The 23,295-nt window shown below is 45.3% G+C and carries 19 protein-coding genes; 12 read left to right on the top strand and 7 right to left on the bottom strand.

The features are described from left to right. Window positions 1-28: 28 nt before the first annotated feature. Window positions 29-787: a uridine phosphorylase gene (gene udp, locus IQQ51_RS07170; RefSeq protein WP_017632176.1), complete on the top strand. Its 759-nt coding sequence runs from the start codon at window positions 29-31 to the stop codon at window positions 785-787. 187 nt (window positions 788-974) lie between these two features. Here udp and IQQ51_RS07165 read toward each other — a convergent pair whose 3' ends face one another. Continuing rightward, entirely contained in the window at window positions 975-2,141 is a 1,167-nt protein-coding gene (locus tag IQQ51_RS07165) for a DUF1887 family protein (RefSeq protein ID WP_017065293.1), read from the bottom strand. 197 nt (window positions 2,142-2,338) lie between these two features. Then, window positions 2,339-4,330: a methyl-accepting chemotaxis protein gene (locus tag IQQ51_RS07160; protein WP_193840682.1), complete on the bottom strand. Its 1,992-nt coding sequence runs from the start codon at window positions 4,328-4,330 to the stop codon at window positions 2,339-2,341. A gap of 277 nt (window positions 4,331-4,607) precedes the next feature. Here IQQ51_RS07160 and hinT point away from each other — a divergent pair, with 277 nt between their 5' ends. From hinT to IQQ51_RS07125, 7 genes are all read left to right on the top strand, one after another. Next, entirely contained in the window at window positions 4,608-4,958 is a 351-nt protein-coding gene (gene hinT / locus IQQ51_RS07155; protein ID WP_017065295.1) for a purine nucleoside phosphoramidase, read from the top strand. A gap of 297 nt (window positions 4,959-5,255) precedes the next feature. Next, window positions 5,256-6,647: a hypothetical protein gene (locus tag IQQ51_RS07150; protein WP_193840681.1), complete on the top strand. Its 1,392-nt coding sequence runs from the start codon at window positions 5,256-5,258 to the stop codon at window positions 6,645-6,647. Beyond that, window positions 6,647-7,030 carry a YcfL family protein gene (locus IQQ51_RS07145; protein ID WP_017060222.1) on the top strand — a complete coding sequence of 128 codons (384 nt, stop codon included), beginning with the start codon at window positions 6,647-6,649 and terminating at the stop codon, window positions 7,028-7,030. Before IQQ51_RS07150 ends, IQQ51_RS07145 begins: the two co-directional genes overlap by 1 nt. Before the next feature lie 86 nt (window positions 7,031-7,116). Beyond that, complete coding sequence (gene lpoB, locus IQQ51_RS07140) at window positions 7,117-7,707, top strand: penicillin-binding protein activator LpoB (protein WP_017060223.1); 591 nt, start codon at window positions 7,117-7,119, stop codon at window positions 7,705-7,707. A 169-nt stretch (window positions 7,708-7,876) separates the two neighbouring features. Beyond that, window positions 7,877-8,731, top strand: a complete 855-nt coding sequence (locus IQQ51_RS07135) for a phosphotransferase (RefSeq protein ID WP_193840680.1) — start codon at window positions 7,877-7,879, stop codon at window positions 8,729-8,731. 108 nt (window positions 8,732-8,839) lie between these two features. Continuing rightward, window positions 8,840-9,379 carry an alpha/beta hydrolase YcfP gene (gene ycfP / locus IQQ51_RS07130; protein ID WP_009847155.1) on the top strand — a complete coding sequence of 180 codons (540 nt, stop codon included), beginning with the start codon at window positions 8,840-8,842 and terminating at the stop codon, window positions 9,377-9,379. Between the two features lie 511 nt (window positions 9,380-9,890). After that, a complete protein-coding gene (locus IQQ51_RS07125) occupies window positions 9,891-11,180 on the top strand; it encodes an NAD(P)/FAD-dependent oxidoreductase (protein ID WP_009847154.1) in 1,290 nt (429 codons plus the stop codon). A 111-nt stretch (window positions 11,181-11,291) separates the two neighbouring features. Here IQQ51_RS07125 and IQQ51_RS07120 read toward each other — a convergent pair whose 3' ends face one another. From IQQ51_RS07120 to IQQ51_RS07105, 4 genes are all read right to left on the bottom strand, one after another. Continuing rightward, complete coding sequence (locus IQQ51_RS07120; RefSeq protein WP_193840679.1) at window positions 11,292-11,837, bottom strand: GNAT family N-acetyltransferase; 546 nt, start codon at window positions 11,835-11,837, stop codon at window positions 11,292-11,294. A 137-nt stretch (window positions 11,838-11,974) separates the two neighbouring features. Beyond that, window positions 11,975-12,742: a peptidoglycan binding protein CsiV gene (locus tag IQQ51_RS07115; RefSeq protein WP_050650247.1), complete on the bottom strand. Its 768-nt coding sequence runs from the start codon at window positions 12,740-12,742 to the stop codon at window positions 11,975-11,977. A gap of 63 nt (window positions 12,743-12,805) precedes the next feature. Next, window positions 12,806-16,267 carry a transcription-repair coupling factor gene (mfd, locus tag IQQ51_RS07110; RefSeq protein ID WP_193840678.1) on the bottom strand — a complete coding sequence of 1,154 codons (3,462 nt, stop codon included), beginning with the start codon at window positions 16,265-16,267 and terminating at the stop codon, window positions 12,806-12,808. 6 nt (window positions 16,268-16,273) lie between these two features. After that, window positions 16,274-16,843 carry a PilZ domain-containing protein gene (locus IQQ51_RS07105; protein WP_086970387.1) on the bottom strand — a complete coding sequence of 190 codons (570 nt, stop codon included), beginning with the start codon at window positions 16,841-16,843 and terminating at the stop codon, window positions 16,274-16,276. 227 nt (window positions 16,844-17,070) lie between these two features. Here IQQ51_RS07105 and lolC point away from each other — a divergent pair, with 227 nt between their 5' ends. The 3 genes from lolC to lolE are packed head-to-tail and all read left to right on the top strand — an operon-like array spanning window position 17,071 to window position 20,209. Continuing rightward, entirely contained in the window at window positions 17,071-18,279 is a 1,209-nt protein-coding gene (gene lolC, locus IQQ51_RS07100) for a lipoprotein-releasing ABC transporter permease subunit LolC (protein WP_193840677.1), read from the top strand. Beyond that, window positions 18,272-18,964, top strand: a complete 693-nt coding sequence (lolD, locus tag IQQ51_RS07095) for a lipoprotein-releasing ABC transporter ATP-binding protein LolD (RefSeq protein WP_048614550.1) — start codon at window positions 18,272-18,274, stop codon at window positions 18,962-18,964. The genes lolC and lolD overlap by 8 nt, the downstream gene beginning before the upstream one ends. Beyond that, complete coding sequence (gene lolE, locus IQQ51_RS07090; protein WP_017072111.1) at window positions 18,965-20,209, top strand: lipoprotein-releasing ABC transporter permease subunit LolE; 1,245 nt, start codon at window positions 18,965-18,967, stop codon at window positions 20,207-20,209. Window positions 20,210-20,415: 206 nt separating this feature from the next. On the opposite strand, the gene IQQ51_RS07085 is transcribed toward lolE, so the two are convergent. Beyond that, window positions 20,416-20,928: a DUF2062 domain-containing protein gene (locus tag IQQ51_RS07085; protein WP_017065303.1), complete on the bottom strand. Its 513-nt coding sequence runs from the start codon at window positions 20,926-20,928 to the stop codon at window positions 20,416-20,418. 17 nt (window positions 20,929-20,945) lie between these two features. Between IQQ51_RS07085 and IQQ51_RS07080 the strand changes: the two genes are divergently transcribed. Continuing rightward, window positions 20,946-23,276, top strand: a complete 2,331-nt coding sequence (locus IQQ51_RS07080) for a DNA internalization-related competence protein ComEC/Rec2 (RefSeq protein ID WP_193840676.1) — start codon at window positions 20,946-20,948, stop codon at window positions 23,274-23,276. Window positions 23,277-23,295 lie beyond the last annotated feature (19 nt).

The following is a 23,295-nucleotide window of genomic DNA, read 5'->3' as shown; positions in this document are numbered from 1 at the left end:
AAGCCCAATAAGCCAAAAGGAGCGAACTATGTCTCAAGCTGTTTTCCACTTAGGTGTTACTGAAGCAGATCTTAACGGTGCTACTCTTGCGATCATCCCTGGTGATCCTGCTCGTGTGCAAAAAATTGCAGAAGAGATGGAGAACCCAGTATTCCTTGCTAGTCACCGTGAATACACGCTTTACCGCGCAGAGCTAGACGGCAAGCCAGTTGTTGTATGTTCAACAGGTATTGGTGGTCCATCGACTTCTATCGCAGTTGAAGAGCTTGCTCAACTTGGTGTTCGCACTTTCCTACGTGTAGGTACTACTGGTGCTATCCAACCTCACGTAAACGTGGGTGACATGATTGTTTCTACAGGTTCTGTTCGTCTAGACGGAGCTAGCTTACACTTTGCTCCAATGGAGTTCCCAGCAGTTGCTGACTTTGAAGTTGCTACAGCAATGAAAGCAGCAGTTGAAGAGTCTGGCGCAGCAGTTCACATGGGCGTAACGGCTTCAAGTGATACGTTCTACCCAGGTCAAGAGCGTTACGATACGTTCTCTGGTCGCGTTGTTAAGCGTTTCCAAGGTTCTATGCAAGAATGGCAAGACATGGGCGTTCTAAACTTCGAGATGGAATCTGCAACACTACTAACAATGTGTGCAAGTTCTGGTCTGAAAGCAGGTTGTGTTGCTGGTGTAATCATCAACCGTACTCAAAAAGAGACGCCTGATCACGACACTCTAAAAGTAACGGAAGCGCGCTCAATCAAAGTGGTTGTAGAAGCTGCTCGTAAAATGCTTTAAGTACTTTTAGTCTTCAAGTGACATTAAATTTTGAAAATGGCCGCATCGAATGATGCGGCCATTTTTTATGTGGCAGATAAAGTAGACAAGAAAAGTATCAGATACAAAAAAGGCGAGTGACTCAATGGTCATTCGCCTTTTTAACAATCTGCTTAAGAGCATTGAGCTCTCATGAGTTTATTGGTTTTTAGTACTCTAGATCTTCACTGCCACCCGCAGCCGTAAACCATGCAGTTAGGTGAGTTTTAAGATCTTTCAATTCGTCAGGGCCAATCAATGCAAGGCCAAGATCTTCAGCTCGTGTGATGTCGTTATGGCGAAGAGGGCGGAAGCTCACCAACATTGCACGTGCTTGTAGGCCACCTAATAGGTCTCTAAGCGATTCCAGTTTATACAAGGTGTCATCACCATCATCACGCATGCCTTTGGTCTTACATTCGATGATGTGTAGCTTATTGTTCACTACTGATGCTACGTCAAGCTCGTTTCGAACCTCACGCTCACCCAGTTGACGGTATACCTGAACATTCAAAGAACGGTCTTGAATGGTCGGCATGTCATCTTGGATCTGCTTAACTGTGCTGTGAACCAATGTTTCAAGCCATTCACCGTTTGAGAAGCGGCGCGCGTCTTCATTGGCAAAGGTCAAAATACCATTGTCGTATGTCGCAATTTTAGCTTCAACCAAATCGCTCAGCAGCATGTTGAGCTCGCGATAGCCTTGTTGCTTCTCAGATAGCCCTACATCAAGCTTCTGCTCTTTACGGCAGGTCGTTGCTAAATAGTTCAATGTCGCAAGGCCAGGGCCTAATTCGAGTGCGTTACTTGCCCAACGTTCACCCAGTTCATAAAGTTTCTGATCCAGTTGCGGAGACAGCTGAACATCGCTGAATTCACCGCGAGCACCGAAAACAGTCAGGTAGTCGTCGATAGTGATGCGGTCCTGAACTTGTGCATCTTCTTTACCATTTGGGTACAACCAGCACAGCTTGTCACTGTTTGGTTCAACCACGAAGATTGGCCAGTGGTAAGTACGGAATACTTCGTACACAGAAAGTAGGCGGTGACGAAGGCCACAACTTGCGTTGAGCTTCACTTCTTGACCGCGTGCTTTGAGGTCTTCGGCAAGGGTTTGGATAGATTCTTTAATGACAGATGTATTTACGATGGTCGGAATTTCGAAAAACTCACTCGTAATGTCGCGCTTATGCAAAACGCTGTCTAAACGTTTGTACATACTGACTTGATTCTTGTCGCCGATAAACACAATGTGGGTGCTGACCGTTCGGTTATCAAGTAATGGGGTGAGCAAGCGAATGGGGTCTTGATCGATAATGCCAACATGAACAGCCATATAAATTCCTTAATAGCGGCTCGCTCATAAAGGTGAAAGAAAAAACGGGAAGCAGCAAGCCTTAATAATCATATAATGACAAAGCTCATAAAAAACAAGGGCAACCCTTGATAAAAGTTGCCCTAGCTCAATTAGTTACCACTATTGGGTAAGAAGTCTCAACAATCTCACTAAATATCTATCGATTCTTCATTTATCTATAGCTTGAATTGATGTACTAAATCACCTTGCTGATTCGCCAGAATTGTTAGGTTTTGGCTTGCTTCTGCAATTGAAGACATCGCTTGGTAACTCTTATCTGCGATATGGTTGATGTCTTCGATGTTGCGTGCAATATCACCAGACGTTTCACTCTGCTCAGCGGCTGCTTGAGAGATGTGTGTACTCATGTGGCTGATCTCTAGAATCAAGGCTTGGATCTCTTCCATCGCACTGTTTGCACTTGAAGCTTGTTGAACCGACATGTCCATATCGCTCATACAGCTTTCAATTACGTTACTTGCAGTTTTCGAGCTTGATTGCAGATTGCTGATCATAGTCTCGATTTCAGAGGTTGATTGAGTGGTCTTCTGTGCTAGCACTCGTACTTCATCGGCAACGACTGCAAAACCACGACCTTGTTCACCTGCACGCGCTGCTTCGATTGCCGCATTAAGTGCAAGTAGGTTGGTCTGTTCAGCAATACCACGAATAACGTCAAGGATTGAACCAATCTGGCTACTCATCTGTTGTAGCTCGCCTACAGCGCCCACTGATTCAGTCAGGCGAATTTCAAGCTGATTAATGGTGCTGATGTTGGTGTTCATGATCTGACGACCAGACTCAGAAGCCGATTCTACTTGTTGAACCATGGTGAGTGAGCTTTGCGCGCTGTTCGCCACTTCTTGTACAGAATGAGACATCTCTGTCATTGCGGTCGCAACAGTCGCGGTTTGCTCACGTTGGCTGTTCAATTGAGCCTGCGTTTCAGATGACGTCTTCTGGTTGACGCTTGCAGTCTTAGTTAAGTCATCTGAAGCATTATTCAACTTCACAAGGATATTGTGCAGGTTATCAGCCAAGGTGTTGATGTGACGGCTCACGCGGCTGAATTCGTTGTCGTAACGAATGTCGATACGCTGAGTCATATCACCTTCAGTTAGACCTTCTAATGTACCGAGGATGCGAGTTAATGGCTCTCGTACGCTATGTGCAATGTGGTAACCAATTGCAGCTGCGAACACGGTCACAACAATGCCAATGGCAATCGCGTTGAATAGGCCTTTGTCGTAGATGCTGCTTGCGTCAGCGAGTGATGAGTTGAGTTGCTCTTCAGCGGTCACGTTGAATGAGTCCAAAACAGCCATCGCTTGGTCAACTTCTACGGCTAGGTTGGCGATGTTCACGTACAGCGCTTGCTTGGCTTGTAGGTAGTTGTTGTGTTTGTCTAGTACGCCACCTTTTTGACCAACGTCTTTGGTGAACTTCTGAACCGACTCATCGAAGACATTTTTAAGTGCTGGTAGTTGTGTTGATAGACCGCGATAAGCGTAGTTAAGGTGAGTAACGGCCTTTTTGTTTTGGTTAACGGCTTTCTGTACGAAGGCAACATCAGAGCTAGCTAGTGCATCAGAGGTAATCACTTCTGCGTCTTGCAGTTTGATGAAGTAGCTCTTCGCCATCACTTTTACAGAGATACTTTTCTGGTCAGCAACGTACTCTTTCATGCCAACCGTTAATTCTGAATGCAGGCGTTGGAAGTCACGTGATGCTTTTTGTACTTGTTCTTGTGCTTCAAACATCGCGACGTAGTTGTTCATCGCTTCGTCTGCTTCTGTAAAGTAGCGTTCTTCCATCGCTCGTAATTGTGCGATGCGTTCGATGAGTGTTGAGTCGTTCTGGCTTGCCGCCTCTAGATTGCTTAGAACTTCAGAAAAAGAGTTTTGTGATGCAGCAAACTCTGTGCGCATTGCAGACATGCGTTCAGCGTTTTGTGTGGTTAAGAAGTCTTTGAATGACTTGTCAGCAGAGAGCAATTGAACACTTGTTTGATTTGAAAGCGCGACAAGTGGTAATGAGGTTTCTGAGACACTCTCAAAATTGCTGTGTATCTGATTCATGCTGTTCATCATGATGGTTATCGTGACTGCGAACATGATGATGATCAGTGCGAAACCAGCGTACATACGCTTGATCACAGATCCCTTCATGGCGTTCTCCCTAAATAAAAATGCAGACCTAATGTCAGGTCAAAGTAAAACTAACAAAATTGTCAGCATTCTATTGAGCTCGGCTTACGCGTTTTATGACGCATACGTCAAAAATAACGCTCAGTTATAACCAACATGCCATTCTTGAGAGCTAAGGCTCGTTTTCTTTGATTTGAACGGTGTTTTTTATTATGCTTTAAAGCAGATTTATTGTGGTTTGATGCGGCATAGCGCATACTCAAAGCATTAAAAAATAAATGTTTTATCGGAGAGAAACATGGCTGAAGAAACCATTTTTACTAAGATCATCAACAAAGAAATCCCAGCAGATCTACTATACCAAGACGATTTAGTAACCGCATTTCGCGATATTAATCCTCGCGCGCCAAGCCATATCCTAATTATCCCAAACAAGCTGATTCCGACAACCAACGATGTTGAAGTCGAAGATGAAGCGATGATGGGGCGCATGTTTACTGTTGCTCGCAAGTTAGCAAAAGAAGAGGGCATTGCAGAGGATGGCTATCGTCTTATCGTGAACTGTAACTCTCATGGTGGCCAAGAGGTTTATCATATTCACATGCACTTGGTTGGTGGCCGTCCACTTGGTCCCCTATTGATGAGCTAACTAAAAAGTTAATGAGCTAATGAAAAGTTAACGAGTTAATGAAAGCTAATGCGCTAGTTTAAACGCGCTCATTAGTGGGTTAACACAAGTAGTTAGTTGGAAAATTTGTAGTTTGTATGCCAACTTTAAGTTCTATCTGTTGTCTGAATGTCGGCATCGCCTAGGCAGAAGCTAAATCAGTAGGGTTTCAACTGGCTTGAGATCCTTTTTACAACACGTTTCGTTTTGATAATGAGACCATTAAAGGTCAACAGACCCTAATAAAGTTGGCATTTTAAACATGCACGGAGACGATAAGTGAAGCAACAGTTTAGATTCGCTTCCATTGCCCTGTTATCGGCGTTGACCGTAGGTTGTGCGAGTATGTCTGCAGGAAGCCTGTTCAGTCATTACAGCGCACAAAACAAAGCGATCTACCAAGCCGTTAAATCTGGAGATTATTCAGAGGCTCAGCAAGAGCTACCAGATTACGCGGCAGGCGACATCCTTGATAACTTTGAAAGAGGCAGAATTAATCTGCTGGATCAAAAATACCCTGAGAGTAAGGCTTCGTTTGAAGTGGCTGATCAGGCGGTGACTGAGCAGCAACGCAAAGCCGTGATCTCAATCTCAGACAGTGCAACCAGTGTGGGTGCGTTGGCTGTGAATGACAATATTACCGAGTATGTGCCAGCCGATTATGAATTGGGCTTTCTTCATCTGTATCTCGGTTTAAATTACCTCAAGAAAAACGATTTAGAAGGTGCGGTGATCGAAATGCGTCGCGCCAACCAAGTTCAAGAACAAGCGAAGAAGCAACGCGAAGCAGAGTTAGACAAAGCAGCCAGCGATGCGAAGAAGCAAGGCTTGTCTGCCAATGTGGGTAGCATTCTTGCCAATTACCCTGATGCAGGTAAAAAGCTGCAGTCGGTACAGAATGCGTATCTGATGTTCTTGTCTGGTCTGCTTTATGAAGCGTCAAATGATTTAAACAGCGCCTACGTTGACTATCGTCGTGCTTTGGCTGTGATGCCAGAGAACCAAGAAATCATCGATAGAACCATGGCAACAGCCGCTCGTTTAGGGATGCGACAAGATTTAGCGACATTAGAAAAACGCTATAAGCAATCTTCTAAACTTAGTGCAGGTGAAGGGCGAGTGATTGTTCTTCAAGAGCAGAGCGCTGTACAAGCTATGGACAGTTGGCGACTAGATTTACCTGTTTATGACAGTCGCGATCAGGGGGCAATATACTCTCTTGCGCTGCCATATTACCCAAGCCAAAACGTAGAGCGTTTTTCTGCCTTACGAATCAGCGGTCAACCGTTACAAGAACACTTGATCACTGACGTAAACGCGATGGCGCAGAACGATTTATCGGAACGTATGACGAGCATTGTTATTCGCCAAGCACTACGTGTCGTCGCGAAAGATCGCATTCGTAAAGAAGCAACCAAAGGCGATGACGTCGGTAATATTCTGTTCAACGTGTGGAACACATTGACAGAGCAACCAGACACTCGCAGTTGGCAATCATTACCTGCAGAGATTAAGAGCAGCACGTTTGTAGCAAATAGCGGTCAATATACGTTGGAAGCGGGCGCTAAAACGTACGACTTTGATATTCGAGAAGGGCAGACCACCTTGGTGTGGATTTCTCGACAAGGAAACAACGCAACAATGTGGCATAAACAGCTAGGGAGGCTGTAATGAAAAAGTGGTTAGTGAGCTTAGCAGCGGTCATGGCTCTGGCTGGTTGTGCTGATAATACAGCTGGCGTAAGGGTCGATAGTCTGACTCAGAACGTTTTCTTTGGTGACAAGGTATTGGGCAGCCGTTTACAGGTTGAAGATATTCGCACCGATCTGGTCGACGGTCATACGCGAGGAATCGTTCGTTTAAACAGTAACTATAAGGGCGATCAACATATCCTTTATCGTTTTTACTGGTACGACGATGCAGGGCTTGAGGTCAACCTAAAGCAAGGCCCTTGGAAGCAAGCGATTGTTCGTGGTTTTGAAAGTATTTCGTTGTCGGAAGTGTCGGTAAACCCGAAAGCGACTCAGTTCAGAGTCCAGTTCCGAGAGCAGTAAGTTAGATTAAACGGGTCTCATGATTCGTAAATACAAGAATTTAAGAGTGTGGGTAACCCCGCTCAGTGATAAGTTGAGGAAACAAAATGAAAAAGAGTGTCATTGCGCTACTAGGTTTAGCGGTTATTTTAGGCGGTTGTTCAAACAAGGTAAGCTACGGTGATGCACAAGCAGTAGAAACCACGACAATCGATTTCGGTTCAACTGACCTTCAAACGATTGCGGGTGAAATGGTCGATAGCATGATGGCGTCTGGTTCTGTGTCTTACATTACTCGTGAACAGCGTCCAATCGTGTTTGTAGAGCGAATCAAGAACAAAACAAGTGAGCACATCGATACTGAGTCAATCACTGACACTATCAGTACGAAGATGCTGAACTCTGGTAAGTTTCGTTTCGTTGATATGGACCGTGTAGAGTCTGTTCGTGACCAACTGAACTTCCAAAACAACGATGAGCTTGTAAACCAAAGTTCAGCGATTCAATTCGGTAAAATGGTTGGTGCTCAGTACATGCTGTACGGCAACCTATCAAGCATCGTTAAGAAAGCGGGTAGCGATGAAGACGTATACTACAAAATGACGATGCGTCTAATGGATCTTGAGTCTGGCTTGATTGAATGGGCTGATGAGACTGAAATCCGTAAGCAACAATCTAAGAGCCTACTAGGCCTTTAATTTCGCTTACTTGCCAACTATGCGCGGCCGGATTTGACAACGTCTAGTCTTGGTCGCGTATAGCTTGGTCACACGCCAATGCAGTGCATGATGTGCTGCTTATGAAGAGACACTGGCTTTTGGTCAGTGTCTTTTTTGTAGGGAATGAAGACGTTTATAGGGAGTAAATATGGCAATTTTTTCTTGGTCTGAGGCTAAGCTTCTTGATACCAGTTTGAGTTCGCTTGACGGTTACTTTTCTGAGGCTCCAGTTAGAGCACAGACATTAACAGGCGGTTTGACCAATCGATGTTGGAAGTTGGTCGATGCCGATGGTACTGCGTATGTTTGGCGGCCAACCACACCTATCACCAAAGCGTTCTTCATCTCTCGTCATGAAGAGTACCAAGTGTTGTCTGCAATTGAGCGACTCGGTATCGGGCCAAGCCCAATGGTCGTGAATGAGCAAGGTTTGTTGGTTGAATGGATTGCGGGTGAGACACTTTACGAAGATCTAGAACTCGATGACCTTTTGAAAACGCTGATCTCTGTTCATCTGGTTAATACAGCGCGATTACCACTACAACCATTCAGTTTCACGGCGCGAGTCGACCATTACTGGCTGCAGCTTGATGCGATTCATAAGACCGAAGCCTGCACTAAGATTTATCAAGAGTGGCGCGTAGCTCCGAGTATTACCAATGTTGACCTGTCTTTGTGCCATTTTGACTTAGGTGGTTATAACCTAGTGAGAAACAGTGGCGGTATTAAGATTATTGATTGGGAATACGCTGCGCTCGCAGACCCTAGGCTCGATTTAACATTAACCATTGCTGTTGCTGGCGTGCCAGTCACAGAAGCGGTTGAGAAGTATTGTCAGCTGCGAGGTATCCATGATGTTCAGCCTTGGCTTGACGGTGTAGAAGCATGGTTACCAAGAAGCCAGATGATGGCGATGCTATGGTATTTACTTGCTCATCAGCTTTGGGGTGATGAAAGTTATCTGCGTGAAGCGGAGGCTCTGAGTCACACTTTATGTAGCTAGGATCACGTTTAGGAAGTGAAAAATATAATTTCTCAGCTGTTACCTTTAAAACCTTGTTTTTCGTGTTAGATTGATCAAAACGTACCAATATTCAACGGGGGAGGTACAATGATTATCTATCTACATGGCTTCGACTCAACAAGCCCGGGCAATCACGAAAAAATACTGCAGTTGCAATTCATTGATGATGACGTTCGTTTCATCAACTACAGTACTTTGCATCCAAAACACGATATGCAGCATCTGCTAAAAGAAGTGCATAAAGTGATAGAGCAATCCGATGATCCGCATCCCATTATTTGTGGTGTAGGTTTAGGTGGTTTTTGGTCTGAGCGTATTGGTTTTTTATGTGGGATTAAGCAGGTGGTGTTCAACCCTAATCTGCATCCTGAGAACAACATGGTAGGTCGAATTGACCGACCAGAAGAGTACGAAGACATCGCAACTAAATGTGTTGCTCAGTACCGTATGAAAAACAAAGGACGCTGTTTGGTCGTGTTGTCTCGTGAAGATGAAATCCACGACAATACCAAAACCGCTGCCGCGCTAGAAGATTACTACGATGTAATCTGGGACGAGAAAGAGAGTCATAAATTCAAAAAGATCTCTCAACATCTTCAAGCAATGAAAGCGTTCAAAAACGCTTAATCAATCCAGATGTTTTATAAAAGCAGTGCTCAATGAGTGCTGCTTTTTTACATCTGAATCTTAGAGATTGGTATTGATAAAGTAGTTGTATATGTTTTATCGGTCGGTTTGCGCATTTATAGATCAGTTTGCGCAAACGTTAACTAATTAGTCGCGAATCCTCATTGAGGGTAAGGATTTTTTTGTTGCGGTCATCTTTTTGCTATATATAATGTTCCCAAGCAAAATATTTTGACAAATATCAAAAAAAATTGAGAGCGAGTGAAAAAACTTGCCCATAATTTGTGTTCTGCCTCTCAGGTAGTCACCTTTTTTATCCATGTGAGCAAAGCAACAACCATTATTTGTTGTTTGTAACCCCTCTAACTACTCGGTGAGCTGTCGTTATTCTTTTTCGCGGTAATCCAATTTGTAACAGCCTTCGCATTCAAGGCCGAGTAGATACATAGAATTTATCGGTTGGAGTAATCGAGCCGAACCCCATTTATTCATTTTGTAGAGGATTGTCATTGTGACAAAAATTATCGTAGTAGGCGGCGGTGCTGGTGGTTTAGAGCTAGCAACTAAGCTAGGCCGCACTTTAGGTCGTAAGAAACGTGCCCAGATTACTCTGGTAGACCGTAAAGCAAGCCACCTATGGAAACCATTACTTCATGAAGTAGCAACTGGCTCACTGGATGAAGGTGTTGATGCACTAAGCTACCGTGCACACGCAAAAAACCATTACTTCGATTTCCAAATGGGCAGCCTGAACGACATCGATCGTGAGCGTAAAGTGATTGCACTAAGCGAACTTACAGACGAGCACGGTGAACTGCTGATGCCAAGCCGTGAACTTGAATACGATATTCTTGTGATGGCGCTAGGCTCAACGTCAAACGACTTCAACACTCCAGGCGTTCGTGACAACTGTATTTTCCTTGATAGCCCAGAGCAAGCACACCGTTTCCGTACAGAAATGAACAACCAGTTCTTAAAGCTTCACGCTAAGAACGGTCAAGGCACGGTAGACATCGCGATTGTTGGTGCTGGTGCAACAGGTGTAGAGCTTTCTGCAGAGCTACACAACGCAGTTAAAGAGCTTCGTACTTACGGCTTCGGCGACCTAGATTCAAGCAAGCTGAACGTAAACCTAGTTGAAGCGGGTGAGCGTATTCTTCCAGCTCTACCTCCTCGTATTTCAAGCGCAGCACACTCTGAGCTAACCAAGCTTGGTGTGAACGTTCGTACGAATACTATGGTGACTCAGGCGGATTCTGACGGTCTAACAACCAAAGATGGCGACAAGATCCCAGCTCAAATTATGGTATGGGCAGCAGGTATCAAAGCACCGGATTTCATGAAGGATATTGGTGGCCTTGAGACCAACCGTATCAACCAGTTGGTTGTGAAGAACACGCTGCAAACAACTTTAGATGACAACATCTTTGCTATCGGTGACTTGGCGCAATGTACACAAGCAGATGGTTCGTTCGTTCCGCCACGTGCACAAGCGGCTCACCAAATGGCAAGCTGTGCATTCAGCAACATCATTGCTAAGTTGAACGGTCGTGACCTGAAAGATTACATCTACAAAGATAAAGGCTCGCTAGTTTCACTTAGCCGTTTCTCTACGGTAGGTAGCTTGATGGGTAACCTGACGAAAGGTTCGATGATGGTTGAAGGTCGTATTGCTCGTGTGGTTTACATCTCTTTGTACCGCATGCACCAGATGGCGCTTCACGGCTTAATCAAAACATCACTGATGATGTTGGTTGGTCGTATTAACCGTGTACTTCGTCCAAACCTAAAGCTTCACTAATCAGGTAAGCCTTCTCAGGGCATTACGCTGATAATAAAAAAGAGCTCTTTGGAGCTCTTTTTTGATCGTGTCGATTATGTGCTATCGCTGGTATTGAACTCATTTCTGCTGTTAAGACGTTGGAGGTAGCACAGAATAAACCACGCCATCTTTTGGCTTACCGTTAAACAGAAATCGATTCTTGGCAATGGTTTCTCGTTCTGCGCCACACTTCTCTATCAACTTTTGGCTAGGTAGGTTCTCGGTATCGCAGACAATCTCCAAACGCGTTAACTTGAGTTGCGCGAAGCAAAATTCAAATAGGGCGAGCATTGCTTCTTTGGCGATCCCTCTCCTTTGAAAGTCATCACCGACCCAATAACCTAAACTCGCCATATTAAAGGTGTGGTAAAGCTCATTAATGGCAACCATACCGATTAACTTATCGCTTTTTCGTTCAAAGATGCCAAAGCCAAACGCATCGGCTTTCACCCAGTTTAGGCGAGTCGCCAGAATAAACTTCTCGGCTTCGACGATAGAAAACTCGCTATGACACCAGTCGACCCATGGCAACAAGCTAGGGGAGGACTTAACCAGCTGAGAAAATTCTTGAGCATCTGAGGCCTCAATGATTTTAAGGCTTAGATTTTGTGTGTTGATCTGAAATTCAGGGCTCATAAGACGTACCAAGTAACGTGTAAGTACTGAACAAAGAGAGTTAGTACAGAATAAAGATAGATAGCACTTAATAAAACGCCCTCACTAGGAGGGCGGATTGAATTATTTATATAATCATAGCCGAATCGGCAAGTAACTTACTGCGCTACACGTCTAACTTGAATCACCATTCCAAGAAGTGGGTGGTCAAGGTAGTGAGTTTCTGTACTGCGCATACGACGTTTTTGGTCCATGCGGTAGCTCTTAAGGAACTCTTGGACTTCAACCGTCGGAGAAATCTCAGTTAGGTTGCCCACTTGAACGTTGCTTTCTGCGCCACTTACTGGCGAATCTAGCTCAATTTGTTGCTCTTGTAGAGTCACTTCACGAACGCTTGGCGCTTTTAAATCTAATGTCGTTTCAGCGTATAGGTAGTGCTGAACATAGATTTGCAGCTTACCGTCTAATTCGTAGAGTGGCTTATCAATGCTCTCTTCTTGGAACCCATCAGCACTGCCTGCAGTGATTGCGCCTTTTTCAGAGCCATCAGCATTAAATTGTTTAGAGAAATCTTTACCTGCTTGAATATGGAAAACAGGTGCAGAGCTCTTACCTTGGTCGCCTTGACGCCAAGCGGTATGCATCAGAACTTCAAAGCCAGCGTGTTTACGTAGCTTGTCTTTTTGAGGCGTTAACTGGTATTCCGAGTAAGGCAGCATCTGTACGCCTTTCTTTGCTCGGTATTGGGTATCTTGAAATGAACCAACACGCTCAAGTGAAATCTTAGGCTGTGTATTTGGCCAAGATTCGTTCACCTTCTCTGCATCAACAGCGCGCTTAAAAATGATCACTTCTATATCAAATTGTCTCTGCGCCAAACTTGGCAGTGAGACGAACAATAGTAGCAGTGGGATCAGTCTTTTCATTTTTACTCCGTCTTCCAGCCGAACTACCGGCTGGATAATTTATATGTGCAAGTGGATTGGGTCTTATGCTGAAGGCAGCAAGTTTTGTCTGAATTCGCCCAATAAATCACTAACAAATTGAATTCGTTTCCGTCTGTCGACCAATGGTATCGTAAACTTGAACTTTGTTGGTCCTTCCATTGAAAACTTTTGCGGTTGAGATTGCAACAGTTTAACAAGGTAGGTCGGGTTTATGTCAGCATCCGGGTAGAATTCTAAGAATCCACCCTTATCGTGAGCTTCAATTTTCTTTGCTTTGATAGACGCCGCGGCTAATTTTAGCTCAGAAACCGACAACAAGTTCTTGGTTGCATCAGGCAGAAGGCCGAAGCGATCAATCAGCTCAACTTTTAACTCTGCCAATTCATCGGTGTCACTCACACTCGCTATACGTTTGTACGTTGATAAGCGCGTGTTGATGTCTGGAATATAGTCGTCTGGCAATAGTGCAGGCAAACGCATCTCAATTTCAGTTTGTTCACGCAGTAGGTCATCAAGCGATGGCTCTCGACCTTCTTTCAATGCTTCAACCGCTTGTTCAAGCATCTCCATGTACAAGGTGAAACCAACCGACTGGATTTGACCACTCTGTTCATCACCTAACAGCTCACCCGCACCACGAATCTCTAAATCGTGAGTTGCTAGGGTAAAGCCTGCGCCCAAGTCTTCGAGCGAAGCAATCGCATCCAATCGCTTGATCGCATCTTTGGTCATTGCTTTAGGGTGTGGCGTTAACAAGTAAGCATAAGCTTGGTGGTGCGAACGACCTACACGACCACGTAATTGGTGCAGCTGTGCTAAACCAAGGTTATCGGCTCTGTCCATCAAGATGGTATTTGCCGTTGGTACGTCGATACCGGTTTCGATGATGGTTGTACACACCAACAAGTTAAAGCGCTGGTGGTAGAAGTCATTCATGATGCGTTCCAGTTCGCGCTCACGCATCTGGCCATGAGCCACGGTAACACGCGCTTCTGGAATCAACTTCTGTAGTGACTCTGCTGTTTTCTCAATCGTGTCGACTTGGTTGTGCAGGAAGTAAACCTGACCACCACGCATGATTTCACGCAGCACCGCTTCTCTGACGATGGCATCATCACTTTCGCGAACGAAGGTTTTAATTGCCAAGCGTCGTGCGGGTGGTGTAGCGATGATCGAAAGGTCACGCATGCCACTCATTGCCATGTTCAGCGTTCGCGGGATTGGTGTCGCGGTAAGCGTAAGGATGTCGACATCCGCACGCATCGCTTTCACTTTCTCTTTCTGACGTACACCAAATCGGTGTTCTTCATCGACAACCAGCAGACCGAGGTCTTTAAACTTAATATCACTCGAAAGTAGCTTGTGAGTCCCCACCAATATGTCGACCTTACCGTCGGCGACATCTTGCATGATCAACTTCTGCTCTTTAGCTGATTTGAATCGGGATAGAACCTCAACACGAATCGGCAAGTTGGCGAAACGGTCACGGAAGTTTTCGAAGTGTTGCTGAGCAAGTAGGGTAGTTGGCACTAATACCGCGACTTGTTTGCTGTTGTCGGTACAAACGAATGCTGCACGCATCGCGACTTCGGTTTTACCAAAGCCAACATCACCACACACCAAACGATCCATGGCTTTTGCTTGGCACATATCAGACATAACAGCATTGATGGCCATCGCTTGGTCATCGGTTTCTTCAAACGGGAAGCCAGACTTAAAGGTCGCGTATTGGCCACGGTCGAGCACAAACTTGTAGCCAGGTTTTAGCTCTCGCTTGGCGTAAACATCAAGTAGCTCCGCTGCAACGTCACGGACTTTCTCTGCGGCGCGTTTACGAGCTTTTTGCCACGCTTCGCCACCGAGTTTATGTAGAGGTGCTGAATCTTCAGCGCCACCAGAGTAACGTCCGATTAAGTTCAAAGATGCTACTGGCACGTAGAGCTTGGCATCGTTTTGATACTCAAGTGTTACGTATTCGGTTTTCATGCCACCAGCTTCGAGTGTTTGCAGGCCAATGTAGCGACCAATACCGTGGTCAATGTGCACAACAGGTTGACCCGGTTTAAGTTCGGCTAAGTGACGAATGACAGTATCGCTGTTAACGCTTTTCTTGTCTTTCTTGCGGCGCTGAACAACGCGATCACCCAACAGGTCGCTTTCACAGATAAGGGCGATGTTTTGCTCTTCATGGATAAAACCGTGTTCAGCAGAGCCAAGGATGAGGCTGAACTTGTCCTTTGCTTTAATTGCGCCATCGAGGTTTTCAACTTCGCTTGGTCGAACTTTAATACCACGAAGCAGTTCACTCAGCGCTTCACGGCGACCTTCTGATTCAACCGAAAAGACCACTTTGCCGTCGAAGGCTTCAGTGAACTTTCTTAGGTTTGCCAAAGGTTCTTTATTTTGATGCTGAACGCTGAGGTCAGGCAATGACACGACAGGTAAGTTAGTGCGTCCGGCTTTTTCTTCAATTGAATCTAAGCTCAGATTGACTTGTGGCTTCTGTTTGAAGTGTGCGAACAGCTCGTCTTTCTTCAGCCATAGTTGTTCAGGCGTAAGCAGTGGTCGTAATGGGTCTACACCGCGCTGTTCGTATCGATGAGCAACGTCCGTTAGGAATGAATCTACTGCAGTCTCGACATCACCTAGAATCAGCAGTTGCGCTTCATCGGCAACGTAATCAAACAAGGTTTCAGTGTGATCAAAGAACAGCGGCTGCCAATACTCGATACCAGCAGGCCAAGTACCTTTTGAAACCTGCATATAAACCGATTCTGGTTCGCGGCGCGCATCAAACTGTTGGCGCCAACGAATACGGAAATCTTCAATCGCCGTTTCCGAGGTCGGGAATTCGTGAGCAGGCAGCAGGCGGATCTCAGAGATGTCTTCGATAGAACGCTGGTTTTCAGGATCGAAAGTACGAATAGTGTCGATCTCGTCATCGAAGAAGTCGATGCGATACGGGTCTTTACTGCCCATTGGGAACAGGTCGAGAATAGAACCACGGCTTGCGTATTCACCTGGGCCAAACACTTGGTCGACGTAACGATAGCCTGACTTTTCGAGCTGTAGGCGCAGTTTCTCAAGCGAGTAGAGGTCGCCCGTTTTCACCATTAACGTGTGTTGTAGCAAAAAGTCTCGCGGTGACTGGCGTTGCAATAACGTGCTGATCGGAACGATCGTGATGCCATCTTTTAGTGTTGGCAGTGCATAAAGGCGAGCGATACGATCTGAAATGATCTCTTGGTGCGGCGAGAAGCTATCGTATGGCAGCGTTTCCCAATCAGGAAATAATGCGACTTCATGTGCCGTAAACTGTTCAATTTCAGATTGAAGCTTAAGCGCCACTTGTGGGTCGGGTACAGCCAAGACGGTATGGCTGTTGTGTTGCTCTGCGAGTTTGGCAATGGCAAGAGCGAGAGACGAACCGACTAGGTTACCGATGTGCTTTTTGTCACCGGCACCTTTAAGTTTAGGTAGTGTAAATATGGATTTTTTGGTCATGTTAATTTACTTGTTATCTCGGTCTAGAGAGCGTTGACGCAAGAGTTTCTGTTGTTGATGAAGTGCCGCTTTAATTAGCAGGTCTTGGTCGGTATCGCGAAGATGAGCGTATTTAAATTTGATTTCGAAACCTGAGTCTTTCGCTTCGCTAGCAAAGACTTCTGCGTAGCAATAAATGGCAGCAGCAGGGTGCTCTAGGAAAAGTTTGGCTTTTACTATACGACCCGTTTCGATGTCTGCTTTAGAAAAGCAGGAAAACTGACTCGCACCAAATGAATAGGTGTGAGTGCGAAATTTCTCATCATCTTGCTGCGATAACATAAAGCTCAACAAGAGGTTTAATTTTGAGTTTTGTGCATCCAATAAACTGGTGACATTCTTCAAGTCGCTGTTTTTCAGTTCCGCTCGAGCGCTGTCAGCTAACAGATCCAATTGGCTAAATTCACTTGCCACCACAAATGGTGCTGGGATCTCAGATTCGAATTGAATTTGAGAAGGTAAAGTGAAGCCGCTGTCCATTGGTTCAATATTAGCGGTAAGGCTATGGTGAACGGTGAAAAACTCTTGTTCTGTCATGCGTTAGTTCCTTGAAGTGATCTATTGATTATCGCTATGTGGCCGCAGTAATCAAGGTCAGTTAATTGAAAGTCTCAAATAGTTGTTTGAAATTTGGCTATTTGACAAGGTTCTGTTTTTCAAGCCTAACTAATTGAGTTAATTCACTCTATATTTTCAATTAACCCCTACACAGTAACAGCAATACCCGTTACATTAACCCGCATCCCCTTTAGATGGTTCAAAGTATGTTTCATCCTATTTCGTTGTTTGTTGGCCTACGCTATTTGAAAGGCCGTTCAGGTGATCGCTTTAGCCGTTTTGTTTCTTATATGTCGACGGCAGGTATCACCATTGGTGTGCTGTCTTTGGTTACTGTTTTATCGGTAATGAATGGATTCGAAGCGCAGTTAAAAGACCGAATTCTTGGTGTTCTTCCTCAAGCGGTGGTTTATGAGCAAGGTGGCACCACCTCTCTTGCTGCCCAAGCGCCTAATTTTGCAGAGCAAATCTCGCTTAATGGTCACGTTGAACCGATTGTCCGCAGTGAGGCGGTGATTCAGAGTCCGGCCCAGTTATCTGCGGGTCTGTTAATCGGCATTGAACCTAATTCAGATGACCCTCTTCAGAACCACTTGATTGCGGGCAGATTGTCTTCACTTAAAGCGGGCCAGTATCAGCTATTTCTTGGTCACACCTTGGCGAGAAATTTGAAGGTATCTATGGGTGACAAAGTTCGCCTGATGGTGACCAGCGCGAGTCAATACACCCCATTAGGTCGTATTCCAAGCCAACGAAATTTCACCGTTGCCGGTATTTTCAACACAGGTTCTGATATCGACGCTCAACTGATGGTGACAGATATTAAAGATGCTGGGCGTTTGATGCGCTATAAATCAGACACCATTTCCGGTTGGAGACTGTTTTTTGAAGACCCGTTTGAAGTGGCAGAGTTATCAACTCAGCCATTGCCAGAAGGTTGGCTGTGGAGTGATTGGCGTGATCAACGTGGCGAGCTATTCCAAGCCGTTCGTATGGAAAAAAACATGATGGGCTTAATGCTTGGGCTTATCATCGGTGTTGCTGCTTTCAATATTATCTCGGCGCTTATCATGGTAGTGATGGAGAAGCAGTCTGAAGTCGCGATTCTTAAGACCCAAGGCATGACCGATGGTCAAGTCATGGGGATCTTCATGGTTCAAGGTGCAAGTAGTGGCGTGATTGGTGCGCTCTCTGGTGGTGTGTTAGGTGTTGCCCTAGCGATGAACCTTAATACTATTTTAGAGGCGATGGGCGTTGCTCTATTCTCATTTGGTGGCCAGCTACCAATTCTGATTAACCCGATTCAAATCGCTGTTGTTGTGGTTTTGGCTATTGCACTTAGCCTGATTGCCACTGTATTCCCTTCTTATCGTGCATCGTCTGTGAAACCTGCTGAGGCCCTTCGTTATGAGTAATTTTCTTCAATGTAATGATATCCGTAAAACGTACCGTGAAGGTTCGTTAGATACAGAGGTGCTCAAGGGAGTCAGCTTTGAAATCGAAAAGGGTGAGCTAGTAGCAATCATCGGTACCTCTGGGTCGGGTAAAAGTACCTTACTGCATATCTTAGGCGCGTTAGACGATGCTTCTGCGGGCAGCGTAAGTTTTCTTGGTCAGGACTTAGCATCTTTGAGTTCGAATAAGCAGGCGAAGCTTCGCAACCAGCATCTTGGCTTTGTCTATCAGTTCCATCATCTTCTATCTGACTTTTCAGCGTTAGAAAACGTAGCTATGCCTTTGTTGATTGGTGGTGAAAAGCCAGCGAAAGCAAAACAAGAAGCGCAACGTCTGTTGGATAAAGTTGGATTGAGTCATCGTGTTGATCACCGACCTTCAGAGCTTTCTGGTGGCGAGAGACAACGTGTGGCGATTGCTCGTGCATTGGTGAATAAGCCTGCGCTAGTGTTGGCGGACGAACCAACCGGTAACCTAGACCATAACACCGCACTGTCAATTTACGACTTAATGCGTGAACTGAACCGTGAATACGATACTGCCTTTTTGGTCGTGACTCACGATGGTGAACTTGCCGGTAAGATGGATCGCCAACTTCACATGCAAGATGGTTTACTGGTCAACGTAGAAAAAGAGGAGAGCTAAGTGTTTTCTTCTTTATCTCTATTGATAGGCGGCCGATTTAGCCGTGCGAAACAACGAGACAAGATGGTGTCGTTCATCTCATTGTCCTCGACGATTGGTATCGCTGTTGGTGTCGCGGTGATCATTATTGGCTTATCTGCGATGAATGGCTTTGAGCGAGAGCTTCAATCACGAGTGCTTTCAGTGATTCCTCACGGTGAGTTTGAAGGCGTGAATGAGCCTGTGACTCGTTGGGAGCACGTGATTGAGGAGTCGGTTAAGCACGATAAAGTCGTTGCTGCTGCGCCTTATGTAAAAATTACTGCGCTTGCTGAAAAGGGCAAAGAACTCAAAGCAATTGAAGTTCGCGGCGTTGACCCACAACTTGAGCAACAAGTATCGAGCCTGTCGAGTTTTATCGATAAGCAAGCTTGGAGCGAGTTTAAGGCAGGACAACAGCAGATCATTTTGGGTTCTGGTGTAGCGAATGTGCTGGGTGCGAAAGTCGGTGATTATCTGACTTTGATGATTCCAACGGTAAACGGTTCTGTGAAGGTTCAGGCGCCTAAGCGTGTTCGAGTGAAAGTGGTTGGCTTGTTGACACTTAATGGTCAGATAGATCACAGCTTGGCGCTAATCCCGATTGGTGATGCTCAGGTCTACGCAAACTTAGGTGAGGCGGTGACTGGGGTCTCATTAAAAGTGACCGATGTGCTGAACGCGAACTCTATTGTGCGTGAAGTGGGCAATCAGCTTGATGTGTATGTGTATCTGCGTAGCTGGCAGCAGAAATTTGGCTTCTTGTATCGAGATATTCAGCTGGTTCGCACCATCATGTATCTGGTGATGGTACTGGTTATTGGTGTTGCTTGTTTCAACATCGTCTCAACCTTAATGATGGCTGTAAAAGACAGAGCATCAGAGATCGCGATTTTAAGAACCATGGGCGCATCAGATGGTCTTGTGAAGCGCATCTTTGTTTGGCAGGGCGTATTCTCAGGTGTGTTAGGCAGTTTAGTCGGGAGTGCGATAGGTGTGTTGGTGGCGCTGAATCTCACGACACTAATCAAAGGGCTTGAAAAGCTGGTCGATCACCAGTTCTTGTCCGGTGATATCTATTTTGTCGACTTCTTGCCATCACAACTTGATATGACGGATGTTGTGGTGGTTTCCGGCACTGCGATTGTGCTGAGCCTGTTAGCGACGTGGTACCCAGCATCACGAGCCGCGAAGTTAAACCCAGCCTCAGTGCTGAGTTCTAAATAGCATTCGCCTAAATAACAGGCCGTCAGTTTTTCAGTCGATACAAAAAAGGATCCCAGTGGGATCCTTTTTTATTGAATTCAATTTGTGTTCTTTACGACTTTTGTTACATGCCAATCTTGCAGAGGTAAGTGGCTCATCCGATTTTAACTTGTGTACGTTTTAAGTGAAGCGCATACAAGGTTAGATTGAATAACAAGAAATGGCGTTTAGTGCCTTGCTTGTCGCTTCTTCCAACTTCTTACTACTGAGTAACGCCATAAACCGCGAATACCAAAGTAGCCAATCATTGCTGAAACCACGCCACAAATCAGACAACCCAATAAGAACGGAGGCCCAATAGTGCTCATTTGCGCCAAGATGAAGTCCCAAGACAATTCGAAATGGAAGGTTTGAGGTGGCACATGCATAACAAACGCCCCGACTTTATAAGCAAAGTAGAAGAGAACAGGCATGGTAACCGGGTTACTGATCCAAACAAGTGCGACAGCTAAAGGCAGGTTAACGCCACATGCGACAGCAAGGCCCGCAGACATAATCATTTGACTTGGTAGAGGGACAAACGCCATGAATAACCCAACAGCAAACGCGCCAGCCGCAGAGCGACGATTAAGGCACCATAAGTTGGGGTTGTACAAAACATTGCCAAAAACTTTCAATGCTTTCTGACGCTTGATTAGATCATGGTCAGGCATAAATCGTTTGATAAACTTTCTTGGCATAGGAGGAAGCTACTCTCTTGTTTAACACTTGGTTCTTGATTTCATTTGCTGCGACAGTTGTGTCTGCCAGCTTCTGGCCTGTGATGCCACATTGGGTTTGGGCACCATTGATGCTGTTGTTACTGCTAGCATCAACAAAGTATAGCGTTTTCCGGAGTGCAAAAGGTCTAGTAACAGCATTGATACTAGTTATCTGCCTAGGGAATGCGATTGAAATACAAACGAGTCGCTTATTCCAATCAGGGCAGAATACTACCATAAATGCGTCGGTTGTTAGCCTTTTTAGTGAAAATAGCCACGGTTTTGAAAGCGTAATAGTAGCCAGATCAATTGGCGGCGAAAAATTAATCTTTCCCCAATTGATAAAATTGCGTTTGTTTACTCCTTTTAAGTTAAGGCTTGGAGATGATGTCTATTTATCGGCCTCAATAAAGCCGATATGGGGCAAGCTCAATGAAGCAGGCTTTGACCTCGAAAAGTACTTGTTTAGTGCTGGCGTGGTTGCCAATGCAACTTACAGAGCAGATACCAAATATCGAATTCACTCTAGCGCCAACTTGCGATCCCGGTGGTTTGAAACCAGCCTTGAAAGGTTAAGTCTGCTGGCAAATCAAGACCTCATTATCGCTTTGAGTTTTGGATATCGAGACCTTATTCCGCCTCAGCGATGGGATTTGCTTAAAAGCAGTGGCTTGATCCACTTGATGGCTATCTCGGGGCTGCACATCGGGATTGCCTTTGGTATCGGCTATCAAATTGGCAAAATATTCAGGTTACTTTCCTCTTCATTTCTTTGGTTACCTACAATATTCGGGCTCGGCTTGGCGTATTTTTATAGCTGGTTTGCTGGATTCACGCTGCCAACTTTGAGGGCTTTAGTGATGTGCTTCATCGCGAGTTATTTCTTGTGGCGAGGGCAGAATATCAGTTTGCTTCGGTATGTTGCTTTAAGTCTGTGCGTGGTTCTGCTGATTTGGCCATTTTCAGCCTTGTCGAGCAGCTTTTGGTTGTCCTTTGGTGCATTGGGCGCTGTTCTCTATATCGCGTTAAATACACAGCGCTCAGCTTCAACCTTTACATTCATCGACCGCGCACTCCAACTGATTAAGATTCAACTGATGCTGACATTCCTGATCGCGCCTTTCTCGATGTTGTTTTTCAAAGGAGTCAGTTTAGTCTCTGTTTTCTACAACTTGTTCCTTTTGCCTTGGGTATCGATGGTGACGATCCCGCTGTTGTTTCTGGCAATGTTTCTAAGCTTAATATCGGAGTCAGTGTCTGGCGTGGTTGGTATAACGGCGCTAGACAATGGCTTGGTTAGCCAGCTGTGGAAGTTGGTCGACTTGTCGCTTGAGCCTCTCGTATTTAGTCTTCCTTTCTCTGAGCGATTTTGGATCCAAGTCGATAACCAGACGATTGCATTATCAGTATTCCTTATCTTGTTCTTGAGCTTTGTTAGTCGGTATTTCAAGCGAACATTATCGATATTGGTAACTGCAGTGTTCGTGTTGTGGTGGGAGTTCGGTAAACCTCAGCAAGACAAGCTAACCATAGACATCTTGGATGTTGGGCATGGGTTGTCTTTGGTTTTAGAAAAAAACAATCAGATTGTCGTTTATGATCTTGGTAATGCGTGGCCAGGAGGCTCGGTTGTTGAGTCCTTGTTGATTCCTACTTTAAACCAAAGGGGGATTTATGAATTAGAAGGCGTGATTGTGAGTCATTTCGATTCTGACCATGCTGGTGGTTATCCGGCGTTACTTGAGAACTATAAGCCAAAGTGGATACGAACCAGTCAGAATATTATTCAAGAACGCCAATCTACCACTCAAGCTCCGTCTAATATTCAAACATGTACTATTGGAGAAGTTTGGAACTGGCAAGATGTTGTTTTTGAAGTACTGTGGCCTCCTAAGCAAGTAAAGAGGGCGTATAACCCACATTCGTGTGTGGTCAAAATCTCAGATCATAGTGCTGATTTCTCAATGTTGCTCACTGGTGATATTGAACTGGTAAGTGAGTGGTTACTTGCTCGTGAAGGAGAACAGCTAAGGAGTGATGTCATGTTGGTTCCGCATCATGGCAGCGATTCGTCATCGATTAAGCCGTTTATTGAGGCGGTGTCACCTCAGCTGGCAATAGCTTCTCTTGCCAAAGGCAATCAGTGGGGAATGCCGAGTGAGTCTGTTATTGAACGCTATCAGGAAGCGGGGAGTACTTGGCTTGATACAGGAGAAAGCGGACAAATAACCATCACTCTTAGTAAAGAAGGTTGGCAATATCATGCGATTAGAGAACAACAAGGCGGGCAGTGGTATAGGCAGATGCTCCGTAAGGGAGTAGAATAGATAGATTATTGTGAGAAAA

Source organism: Vibrio sp. OPT18, assembly GCF_015163615.1.
GTDB classification, from domain to species: domain Bacteria; phylum Pseudomonadota; class Gammaproteobacteria; order Enterobacterales; family Vibrionaceae; genus Vibrio; species Vibrio coralliirubri.
This window is presented reverse-complemented; position numbering and strand designations above follow the sequence as displayed.